The sequence below is a fragment of the Corynebacterium sp. PCR 32 genome (assembly GCF_037464985.1).
Taxonomy (GTDB): domain Bacteria; phylum Actinomycetota; class Actinomycetes; order Mycobacteriales; family Mycobacteriaceae; genus Corynebacterium; species Corynebacterium kroppenstedtii_D.
Genome location: NZ_JBAHVL010000002.1, coordinates 237,431 through 248,601 on the forward strand (window position 1 = coordinate 237,431; position 11,171 = coordinate 248,601).

Here is an 11,171-nt window from a genome sequence, read left to right on the forward strand (position 1 = left end):
TTCCATGACTTTCTTTCCGACACCACACAGGCCACCAGAACCACGACTTCGCGCGGCGCGCGGAACACGATCCGTAGTACCATCTGCCTCTGCATTGGGTTTGACTAGTCCACATGCTGCGTCTGATATTGAGAAACTCGGATGGAACAATGAGGAATCCGTTGGCCTGTTGTATCTGCTGGCCAGTGTCGGAGACCCGGGTTTGGCGTTAAATACTCTGTATCGGCTGAATGAAAGTCTAGGCCCGGGGTCAAAGGATGCCACTGCGTTTCTTGATGCCATGCGGAGTAATGAGGTTGTCCGTGCACGGGTGCTTGCACTGGTGGGGGGATCAGCAGCTCTAGGTGACCACTTGGTGGCTCATCCTCACCTGTGGACCTATTTTGCTGAACCCGTTCCGCATAGGGAAGAAATGATGGCAGCGATGTTGTCATCAGTCGACGCGGACCCTGTGGCGGAATCACTGTCCGCCGGCCATGATCACGAGTCGTTCGTCAGCCAGGTTCCCCATTCTCGCACCGTCGGACGACCTGTTGCGCATGGTGGTGAGGGTTCTGTCCGGGAAGGGTCTGTTGATCCGCGTGTGGCGAAAGCTGGGATGTATCGCGCCGGGGTGACGGGAACTGATGCGTGTTCGCGATTGAAGTATGCGTATCGTACGCTGCTCATGCGTATTGCTGCTGCAGATTTGGCGAGCACGATGCCCATGGGTGGGCCGTATTCATCAGATAACCATTCGTCGAGTCGGGGGCGTTCCGTGCGGGGAACCGGTGGGCATGGGTCATCGTGGGGGAGCAGTGTTGTGATGCATCCGTGGGCTGAGGAGAGCAAGGGGAGGGCGGTGGCATCGGTGAACGAGAAACGGGCTATGGCTCACCCGATAGGTTTTGTGGAGGTGTCGGCAGCGTTATCTGACCTTGCTGATGCGGCGCTCACTGCTGCTCTTTCTGTCGCTGTTGCGACGGTGTATCCGGGGGAGTGTGATGTTGATCTTGAGCTTGCGGTCATTGCTATGGGGAAGTGTGGTGCGCGGGAGCTCAATTATATTTCCGATGTTGATGTTATTTTTGTGGGCGGGGATGCCGAGGCGACGACAACGCGGGTAGCGAGTGAATTCATTAAGGTGGGTTCGCGGTGTTTTTTTGAGGTTGATGCTGCTCTCCGCCCAGAAGGTAAGAGTGGTGCTCTTGTTCGCACTGTAGAGAGTTATTTGAGTTATTACGAGCGGTGGGCGGAGACATGGGAGTTTCAGGCGCAGCTTAAGGCCCGTCCTATGACGGGATCGATGGGGTTGGGGCAGGCGTATGTTCAGGCGATACAGCGTCATGTGTGGCAGGCGTCGCAGCGTGATTCGTTTGTTGATGATACGCGGCATATGCGGCGGCGAGTGATTGAGAATATTCCTAAGGAACAGCAAGATCGAGAGCTCAAGCTCGGTGTGGGGGGCTTGCGGGATGTTGAATTTGCTGTGCAGATGCTTCAGATGGTGCATGGGCGTATTGATCCCCATTTGCGGGTTCGGTCAACTGTTAGTGCTCTTCAAGCGTTGATGGAGGGTGGGTATGTTGGTCGTGATGATGGGGCTCAGTTGATCGCGTGTTATGAATTTATGCGGTTGTTGGAGCATCGGCTTCAGTTGCAGCGAATGAAGCGTACTCACATGCTTCCTGAGCGTGATGATCATGTGGGGCTTCGGTGGTTGGCGCGCGCGAGTGGGGTTGGTCCGACGTCGTCGTTGACTAGTTTTGAGTCGTTGGTGAAGCTTATTGGTCGGGCGTCGCGTCAAATCCATAGTTTGCATAACAAGCTGTTTTTCCGTCCCTTGTTGAATGCGGTTGTTCGTATTGATGACGATACTGCGCGTTTGTCGCCGGAGGCGGCGCGTCGGCAGTTGGCGGTGTTGGGCTATCAATTTCCGGAGCGCGCGTATGAGCATTTGAGGGCGTTGGCGTCGGGGAATACGCGTAAGGATCGTATTCAAGCGATGCTTCTTCCGACGTTGATGGAGTGGTTGGGGGGTACTTCTGATCCGGATGCCGGGTTGTTGGCGTATCGCCGTTTGTCCGATGTGCTGTATCGGGATACGTGGTTTCTTCGCATGCTTCGTGATGAAGGTATTGTGGGCCGTCGTCTGATGCATATTTTGGGGACGTCGCCGTATGCGACGGGGCTTATTTTGTCTGCGCCGAATGTTGTGAAGCTTCTTGGCGATGGGGCCGATGGTCCAAAGGTGACGGGGGTTAGTGCCTCGACGGTGACGCGGTCGCTTGTTGCGACTGCGGGTCGTTATAAAGATCCTGATAGGGCAATTGCTGCTGCTCGGTCGTTACGTCGTAAAGAGTTGGCTCGTATCGCCTGTGCTGATGTGCTGGGGATGATGCCGTTGGATGCTGTGTGTCGTAGTTTGTCGTTGGTGTGGGGTGCTGTGTTGGAAGCTGCTCTGTATGCCGAGATTCATGGTTGGACGGAGGGGCATCCTGGGCAACCTATTCCGGCGACGATGACGGTGATCGGCATGGGGCGGCTCGGTGGTGGTGAGCTTGGTTATGGTTCGGATGCTGATGTTTTGTTTGTGTGTGAGCCAGCTCAGGGTGATATCAGTGAGTCGGAGGCGGTGGCGTGGGCTATTGCTATTGGGGATGCTGTGCGGCGGAGATTGGCGAAGCCGTCTCAGGATCCGAAGCTAGATGTGGATCTTGATCTTCGGCCGGAGGGGCGCAGTGGCCCGACGGTGCGGACTCTCAATTCCTACCGTGCGTATTACGAGCGGTGGGGTGAGACGTGGGAGGTGCAGGCGCTTCTTCGTGCTACGTGGATTGCTGGGGATGAGGATTTGGGCCGTCGTTTTCTTCATATGATCGACAGGTTTCGGTATCCGGAAGGCGGTGTGAGTGATGCGACGGTGAGGGAGGTGCGGCGGATGAAGGCTCGTGTGGATGAGGAGAGGCTTCCGCGTGGGGCTAATCGTAATACGCATACGAAGTTGGGGCGTGGTGCATTGACTGATATTGAATGGACTGTTCAGTTGTTGACGCTTCAGCATGCACATGATCATGTGGAGCTTCACAATACGTCGACGATGGAATCACTGCGGGCGATTGAGAGTGTCGGGATTCTTCCGGCTGAGGATTGCGATACGTTGCGGACTGCGTGGCAAACGGCAACCAGAGCGAGAAATGCCCTGGTGTTGGTGCGGGGGAAGCGGACGGATCAGCTTCCTGAACCGGGGCCGGCGTTAGCTCATACTGCTGGTGCTGCGGGGTGGAATCCGGGGCATTATCAGGAGTTTTTGGATCATTATTTGAAGGTTACTCGCCAGGCTAGGAAGGTGATTGACCGTGTGTTTTGGGGTGATGATGATCCTTTGCGTGGGTGATGTGTGGTGGGGGTGTTTTCAGTCATGGTGCGGCTGAGTGGTTGTGGTGGAGGGCGTGGTTACGGCGTGGAGTTGTCGACAGTTGGTGTGGATTCGTTAGAGTATCCATGTCTGGTCGGGCTTGGCCGGAGAGAATAGGGCATGAGTGTGAATGCCACCAAGGGAAACAGTACGGAGTTAATGTGGGTGACCGATCATCGATCGTGATTTCTCGGTATGGGAACACGCTAATCCAGTTTGTGAAGTTTGGTCTGGTTGGTGGTTCTGGGGTGATCGTGAACATGGCGGTGTTGGTGGTCGCGAATAAGCTCTTTGGCTGGGGGTTGGATGTGACTCCTCATGACACTGTGATGAATATTTTGGGTACTCGTTTTAACCTGCGGTGGTATCACATTTTTGCGACGATTGCTTTTGTTGTGGCGAATACGTGGAATTTTCAGATTAATCGGTGGTGGACGTTTAAGTCGCATGGGCATGGTCATTGGTTGCGTGAGTTCTTGGCGTTTTTTGCGGTTGGTTTGTTGAGTTGGGTGGTCTCTCAGGTTGTGATGACGTTGTTGATGAATCCGACGTCTCCGCTGGAGCTGTCTCCGCGGATTTTTGATAGTTCTTCTGGTTTGCGTAATCAGTTGTATTGGGCCAATTTGATTGGCATTGTTGTGGCGATGCCGGTGAATTTCATTGTTAATAAGTTGTGGACGTTTAAGGCGGTGCGTGGGTCGCGGGTGTCGGAGATGGATGCGTCGGTGGTTGAGCGGTAAGTCTGGTATGGCGTAGGGGCGGGGGTGTTGCCTCCGTGTGCCTGTTGTGGCCGGTCTCGGTGAATGTCACATTAGTGGTGGCTGTGTTAGGTAGGTCTCACTTCGGTACTATTTGTGCAGGTCAGTAGGTAACATTCAGCCACACTAGTGGATATATCTCATAGGGCCACCTGTGAACGTGCGTCGTGCGTTGCTCTCTGCGTTGAAAGGGGAGTAACACGGTATTACGACGGGTGCCTAGGCAGGCCTTGTGGTATTTCCCTTGTTGAAAGACCGGGAATGTGCGGGCCCCGACAATTTTTAGCACCCGAGAAAGGTAATTAATGGCGCGTAATGTTGCAGAACAGCTGGTAGATACCCTGGAAAAGCAGGGTGTGAGCAGGGTGTTTGGGTTGGTGGGGGATAGCCTTAACCCAATAGTGGATGCTATTCGGCACAGTTCGATTGAGTGGGTTCACTGTTATAACGAGGAGTCTGCGGCTTTCGCAGCTGGGGCGCACTCTGTCGTTACGGGGGAGCTCTCGGTGTGTGCGGGTTCGTGTGGGCCGGGGAATACGCACATGATCCAGGGTCTTTACGATGCTCATCGTAATGGCGGAAAGGTGCTGGCTCTTGCTAGTCAGATTCCGTCGAAGGAGATTGGTTCTGGGTTCTTTCAGGAGACCCACCCGGAGAAGCTTTTTCAGGAGTGCTCGGGGTACTGCGAGTTGGTAAACTCCGCTGCACAGGCGGGGCGGGTTATTCACGCTGCTATTCAGTCGACGTTGGCTGGCCGCGGGGTATCGGTGGTTTCTTTCCCTGGCGATATTGCTATGCATGAGGCTGTTGAGACACCGTCGTTAGACGGTACATTTTCTGTTGATAATGGGGAGGTTCATCCCAGCCGGAAGCAGCTTCGTGATCTTGCCGATGCCATTAATAGGGCTGATAAGGTCACTATTTTTGGTGGTATTGGCTGTGCGGGGGCGCGGGACGAGCTTTTCGCCGTGGCGGAGAAGATTAAATCGCCAGTGGGCCACTCGTATGCCGGTAAAGAAGTGTTGCACTATGACAACCCGTTTGATGTCGGTATGTCTGGCTTGTTGGGCTATGGTGCGTGTACAGCGGCGTTTGATAATGCAGATCTGTTGATCTTGGTGGGAACGGATTTCCCGTATACCGATTTCTTACCTGCGACGCCGACGGCGCAGATTGATATCAATGGTGCACATATTGGTCGGCGGACTCACGTTGAGTACCCGGTTGTGGGTGACGTGAAGTCCACCATGGCTGCTTTGTTGCCGTTGGTGAATGAGAAGACGGATCGTAGTTTCCTTGATGCGATGTTGAAGAAGCAGCATCGGAATTTGGATCAAGTGATCTCTGCGTATACGAAGAATGTGTCGAAGCATACGCCGATTCATCCGGAGTACTTGGCGTACACCTTGGATGATGTGGCTGACGATAACGCGATTTTCACGGCGGATACGGGCATGTGCAATGTGTGGCAGGCGCGGTACATTATGGCTGCGCCGAACCGTCGTTTGTTGGCGTCATATCGGCATGGGACGATGGCGAATGCGTTGCCGCAGGCTATTGGTGCGCAGGCTGCGGATCGGAAGCGGCAGGTCATTTCGATGTCGGGCGATGGTGGGCTGTCGATGCTTTTGGGTGAGTTGTTGACGGTGCAGTTGCACCAGTTGCCTGTGAAGATGGTGGTGTTCAATAATTCGACTCTGGGCATGGTCAAGCTTGAGATGATGGTTCAGGGTATCCCGGATTTTGGTACTGACCACGCGCAGTTCAATTACGCGGATATTGCGCGCGCCGTTGGTATAAAGTCGTACCGTGTGGAGGATCCGAAGGATGTTCGCCCTGTGTTGAAGGAGGCGCTTGCTCATCCGGGGCCGGTGTTGGTGGACGTTCAGACGGATCCGAATGCATTGTCGATTCCCCCGGAGATTTCGTTGGAGCAGGTCAGTGGCTTTACGAAGGCTGCTGTGCGGACAGTGTTGGAGGGTGGCGTTGGCAAGATGATCAATATTGCCAGCTCGAATTTGCGTAACATCCCTCGGCCGTCTGGTTTTAAGGGAATCGGGTAGGCGGTTCGCGGGTGGTGCCTGCGGGGGTTGTTGTGATGAGGGTCTCCGGGCTTGTCATTCGTCAACTGGCCCGTTTTTGACGCCGCAGTCGGCTAGGCTAGGGCGGGTGAAGTACATCTCCACCCGTGATCCGCATCAGTCGCCTGTGGCGTTTTCCGATATTTTGCTCCGTGGACTTGCTCCTGATGGGGGCTTGTATGTGCCGGAGTCGTATCCTTCCTGGGACTCGTCTGATTTATCTCGATTCAGGACGATCTTGCATGATGGAGGGTATCCTGCGTTAGCAGCGGAGATTGTGTCGTTTTTTGTTGATGATATTCCCCGTGATGATCTTGAGAGGATGACGCGCCGGGCGTATTGTGTGCCGGCGTTTGCAGATCCTGACGTTGTGCCGGTGAGTGTGTTGGGGGATGGGCTGTTTCTTGGGCATTTGTCTGGGGGGCCGACGGCTGCGTTTAAGGATTTGGCGATGCAGTTGTTGGGGGAGTTGTTTGAGTATGAGTTGGTGCGGCGGTCGGGCACGCTGAATATTGTTGGTGCGACGTCGGGGGATACGGGGTCGTCGGCGGAGTATGCGATGCGTGGGCGTCGGGGGATTCGTGTGTTTATGTTGACTCCGCGGGGGCGGATGACGCCGTTTCAGCAGGCTCAGATGTTTAGCCTGGATGATCCGAATATTTTTAATATTGCGCTGGATGGTGTGTTTGATGACTGTCAGGATGTGGTGAAGGAGATTTCTTCGGATGTGGCGTTTAAGGAGGAATTTCATATTGGTGCGGTGAATTCGATTAACTGGGCGCGTTTGATGGCGCAGGTGGTGTATTACGTTGCGTGTTGGATTCGGGTGACGGATGCGTCGGCAGTGGGTAGTGGTGGGGTTTCGGCGGTTGATGCTGGTGGTGCTGGTGGTGGGGCGGCTGTGAATCGTGGTCGGGTGAGTTTTTGTGTCCCGACGGGCAATTTTGGTGATGTGTGTGCGGGGCATATTGCGCGGAGTATGGGCCTTCCGATTGATCGTCTGATTGTGGCGACGAATGAGAATGATGTGTTGGATGAGTTTTTCCGCACGGGGGAGTATCGGGTGCGGTCGGCGCGTGAGACGGTGGCGACGTCGAGTCCGTCGATGGATATTTCTCGGGCGTCGAATTTTGAGCGTTTTATTTTCGATGTTGTCGGTCGTGATGGTGCTCGTTGTGCGGAGTTGTTTGGTGTTCGGGTTCGTGAGGGTGGTTTTTCTCTGGCTGATTCTCCGGAGTTTTCGTCGGTGGCCGGGGTGTTTGGTTTCCTGTCGGGGGCGTCGACGCATGCTGATCGGTTGGCAACGATTAGGCGGGTTCATGACGCGTTTGGTGTGGATATTGATCCCCATACGGCGGATGGTGTGACGGTGGCGTGGGGGAAGAAAGATGTCGTGGATACGCCAATTGTGTGTTTGGAGACTGCGTTGCCGGTGAAGTTTGCTCAGACGATGCGGGAGGCTTTAGGGGAGGAGCCTGACATGCCGGAACGTTTCGCTGACGTTATGAATGGTGGGCGCTATGTGACGGATCTTCCTAATGATGCGTTCGCGGTGAAAGATTTCATCCGTGAATCAATCACGGGGACGACGGTAGGGTAGGAGCCCATCTACTTCTGTGTGGGGGTATGTTATCTCGCGAGGGGTGGGGGTTGGTCCCTGTGATGGGTTGATGCTATCGAGCATGCGTCTTTGAGTGGGGTGACGTTTCCGTTTCACCATAAAAACAATGATAAATTTTTCATTATATATAACGCTACTCTTGGCTCAGTTTGTGGGATCTTCTTATAAGGAGATTGATGTGGCGGGTTTGTGAAAGGGGTTTTAGGTTGAATTCAATCACGATGGTATTAGCGGCCGAGCCAATTGACAATCCGCCTACTGGATTGTCATGGAAGGAAATGCTTCTGGTTACTATACCTGTATTAATTCCACCTGTGGGGAAATTACTGTTAGGAATTTTGATTCCTTTTGGATTTGTAAGAAAAACTGAAAAAATAGATGAGATCGCGCGTGGAATTTTATCTCAGGGAAAGGGGTATTCATCACTTAAAGATGAGCTGATGTTGCTACGTCTATGGAATGAGAAAAAGCGATTGCAGGCCATTCGGGTAAATATATACACGTTGAAGCTGTGGAGCATTGTCGGATGGATACTCTATGCACTTTTAGCCATTTCGCCTTATGTAGCTATGTATATTTTTTCGGAACATATTAGCATATGCAATCTTGTGATAATTTGTTTTATAATCGTCGTTGTTATTTTAATTTGTATATATTATAGATTTGAAAACGATGAAGATGTGCTGAGAGTTATATTTAATCACTCGTATAATCCTAATGAAGATGGGAAGAAGGTAAAAGGGCGTAAATTGCGTAAAAGTAAAAAAAGGCACCGGCGTGAGTGGAGAAATTGTGTTAATGCCGACGAGATGGTCGCCCTTGTTAATTCTTTCCAAAGGGAGTGTTGGGAAGGGGGGTATCGGCGATTTTTAAATGGAGTTGAGAAGAAGGTGGACAAATCTCAGTTTCCTAACAGACTTCTAACTGATGATGGTTGGGAATACATGAAGAAAATGTTTGATATTGATGAAACTCGCCGTGCCTAAAATACTCTTGGTGAAGATAAGGTACCGTATTTATCTTCCGTATGATTGGGAACGGTCTTGTTTACATCTTTCTTGAAGTTTGTCGTTATTGCGGCGTGTGTTGACGACAGAATTTTCGGATGTTCTTTACTCCTTGTGGGCGACGATGGCGAGATGGGAGCGTTGCCCGTCGTGCTTTCGAAGGTGTCTGGAAAGTATCGTAAATCCTTCTGCCTGTAGATCGGAGGATAAACCTTCAGCTGACCAATAGAACGCCCGGGTAATCGCGTGGTTGAACGGCTCCTCATGTGCGCCTAGAAACCCTCCAATCAGAAGTGAGCCATGAGGTGTGAGTATTCGCCTAATTTCCTGAAGTGCGGTTGTTCGTTGCCTGGACTCCATATGAATAAGCGAATACCATGCCAGCACACCGTCGGCACTTTCATTCTTGAATGGTACGGATAGGAGGTCTCCGACTGTGAAGGGTATATCAGGAAATCTAGCATGAGCAGAGTTGACGAAATCCGGTGTGATATCGACACCTGTGGTATCACAACCATGTTCGCCGAGTAGATGAGTCCAGTGGCCTGGTCCTGAGCCTGCGTCAAGTATTGAGACCATCGATACTTGTCCCCCAACGAGTAATCAGATCAATATCGCAGGGATTCATGTTTCCCATCGAGCCTAGCTGGGAAATATATTCTGATGCACGTTTTGCGTATTGCTGACCAACAGCCTGTGCCACGCTGTTTCTCCGTTTCTTCATGAAATTTCTTCGAATGTAGATTGAGATAGCACGTGATAGTTGGATATAGTACAACGATTAATCAGAGCCTATCGCAATAGTGCAGCACGGTGTTGGGGGCAGGAACCTGCATGGACGATCGCAGCTCTGACGGCTGTAAAGATGCAAATTACAAACTGATGTTTGGGGTCATTCCGGGGGTAAAAGCCGGGTTAAAGTTTTGTTGCCACGGGCGGATGGTGGTGAGGTGGCTAAGATTGGAAAAAGGTCGGTTTATGTTTGGCCAGGGGTGCAAGGAAGATTGAGGGGCGGGTAAATGGGAGATTGTGAACGGCGACTGATGGTACGTCATCGCTGGTGTTGTCAGGGGGTGCCTCTGCTGCGTTCGCAGGGGATATCACAGCTACAGAGGGTTTACGTCCAGATGTTGTCGCTCGTTGTGGTGGTGGGTGTGTTGGCGGGGTGTCACCATGGCGGTGGTGATAGTGCACACAGCACCTCAGCATCTGGGTCTGCTACGGGGGCGGGTGCATCGCAGAGTCCTGATGATCTGCCCCTGTGGGAGCAGCCCGAGCTGCTTGCTAAGTACCCGGTGCGGGCGAAGAAAAACCCGGACGGGTCTTATGACTACTCCGACCCCAAATTTGAAAACGCCGACCTTTGTAAAGACCTTCCACCACACTACTGGGAAAAACGAGGATACGAAACCAAAGGAACTAACTATGTCCATTCGTCGACTGTAAAAGATTGTTGGATAGATGACAGTAATCAAGATCTTTCTAAAGGAGGAACGATCGGGACTGACAAAAGAGAGAGGAAGCATGTCGCTGGGAAACTCTTTAAACAATATTCACCAGGACGGTTTGATCAGGTTGTTATGAACATGTGGCCACTATTATGTACCGCATATATAGAAACTCCAATCGGAAGAATCGGAGCTTCATATGGAAGCGAAGATGACAAAATATCTGAAGCGCAGTTATGCGAAAGGGCCAGAGAGATTTTAGGGAAAGTGAGTAAATAAAATGAGTATTACTATCGACCCCTGTGAACTCGACCGTGCCATCAAAATACTACAAAACAATGTAGATCATGGCTTCAGGCGTCCAATGGCTGTAGTCAGGTCGCTTGGTGGTGAGTTTACTGAGGAGCCTGGGTTGCGGGAGTTGGGGCGGCAGCATGCTCTCGTGATTAACGGTGGGGTCGGCAGTGCCGCGCACACACTTAAAGAGCTTCGTCATCTCGTGCGGTGGCTTGGTGAGAACACGGCAGCGATGCGGCGCGCGTTCGTGGGGCAGGATGATGCGTCGGCGGCGGCTTTCTGCGGGCAGCGTTCAGTGGAGCCGGCAGCGTTTAGTTTTCCTCCGGCGCCGGCAGGGGCCTTTGACCCGTTTGATTTCATCGCCCCCGCCCATGGTGATAGTGATGATCCCGAAGCGGTGCTTGCCCTACTTGATGCTGGGAATGATGGGCATATCCATGAGCTTGCTGAGTTTTGGCATCGGTTGTCCCGGTCTCTTAATGATTTGGTTGGTGAGTTGGGTCGTGCGCGTGCCTGTATTGAGGCTAATTCTGGGCAGGCGGCTGTGGGGGCGGCGGAGTGT

The 11,171-nt window shown here is 52.6% G+C and carries 7 protein-coding genes and 1 pseudogene; 7 read left to right on the forward strand and 1 reads right to left on the reverse strand.

Annotation, left to right across the window (positions count from 1 at the left end; genetic code table 11):
- Positions 1 to 4: 4 nt before the first annotated feature.
- The 5 genes from V5S80_RS05055 to V5S80_RS05075 all read left to right on the forward strand — a co-directional run bounded on the left by V5S80_RS05055 (position 5) and on the right by V5S80_RS05075 (position 8,843).
- A complete protein-coding gene (locus V5S80_RS05055; RefSeq protein ID WP_395169669.1) occupies positions 5 to 3,376 on the forward strand; it encodes a bifunctional [glutamine synthetase] adenylyltransferase/[glutamine synthetase]-adenylyl-L-tyrosine phosphorylase in 3,372 nt (1,123 codons plus the stop codon).
- Positions 3,377 to 3,558: 182 nt separating this feature from the next.
- Complete coding sequence (locus tag V5S80_RS05060; RefSeq protein WP_395169670.1) at positions 3,559 to 4,137, forward strand: GtrA family protein; 579 nt, start codon at positions 3,559 to 3,561, stop codon at positions 4,135 to 4,137.
- Between the two features lie 323 nt (positions 4,138 to 4,460).
- Positions 4,461 to 6,218 (forward strand): pyruvate dehydrogenase, encoded by a 1,758-nt coding sequence (locus V5S80_RS05065; protein WP_395169671.1) that lies wholly within the window; start codon positions 4,461 to 4,463, stop codon positions 6,216 to 6,218.
- A gap of 106 nt (positions 6,219 to 6,324) precedes the next feature.
- Entirely contained in the window at positions 6,325 to 7,836 is a 1,512-nt protein-coding gene (gene thrC / locus V5S80_RS05070) for a threonine synthase (RefSeq protein WP_395169672.1), read from the forward strand.
- Positions 7,837 to 8,063: 227 nt separating this feature from the next.
- Entirely contained in the window at positions 8,064 to 8,843 is a 780-nt protein-coding gene (locus V5S80_RS05075; protein WP_395169673.1) for a hypothetical protein, read from the forward strand.
- A 126-nt stretch (positions 8,844 to 8,969) separates the two neighbouring features.
- Here V5S80_RS05075 and V5S80_RS05080 read toward each other — a convergent pair whose 3' ends face one another.
- Positions 8,970 to 9,443, reverse strand: coding sequence for a class I SAM-dependent methyltransferase (locus tag V5S80_RS05080; RefSeq protein WP_395169674.1), 474 nt, complete (start codon positions 9,441 to 9,443; stop codon positions 8,970 to 8,972).
- Between the two features lie 548 nt (positions 9,444 to 9,991).
- Here V5S80_RS05080 and V5S80_RS05085 point away from each other — a divergent pair.
- Positions 9,992 to 10,591: a hypothetical protein gene (locus V5S80_RS05085; RefSeq protein WP_395169675.1), complete on the forward strand. Its 600-nt coding sequence runs from the start codon at positions 9,992 to 9,994 to the stop codon at positions 10,589 to 10,591.
- 1 nt (position 10,592) lies between these two features.
- Positions 10,593 to 11,171: pseudogene (locus V5S80_RS05090) on the forward strand (hypothetical protein); the annotation flags it as partial.

What these genes read in the sequence shown, in the direction of transcription:
- V5S80_RS05055 (WP_395169669.1), top strand. Translation starts at nt 5, where the DNA reads ATGACTTTCTTTCCGACACCACACAGGCCACCAGAACCACGACTTCGC.
- V5S80_RS05065 (WP_395169671.1), top strand. Translation starts at nt 4,461, where the DNA reads ATGGCGCGTAATGTTGCAGAACAGCTGGTAGATACCCTGGAAAAGCAG.
- V5S80_RS05080 (WP_395169674.1), bottom strand. Translation starts at nt 9,443, where the DNA reads ATGGTCTCAATACTTGACGCAGGCTCAGGACCAGGCCACTGGACTCAT.
- V5S80_RS05085 (WP_395169675.1), top strand. Translation starts at nt 9,992, where the DNA reads ATGTTGTCGCTCGTTGTGGTGGTGGGTGTGTTGGCGGGGTGTCACCAT.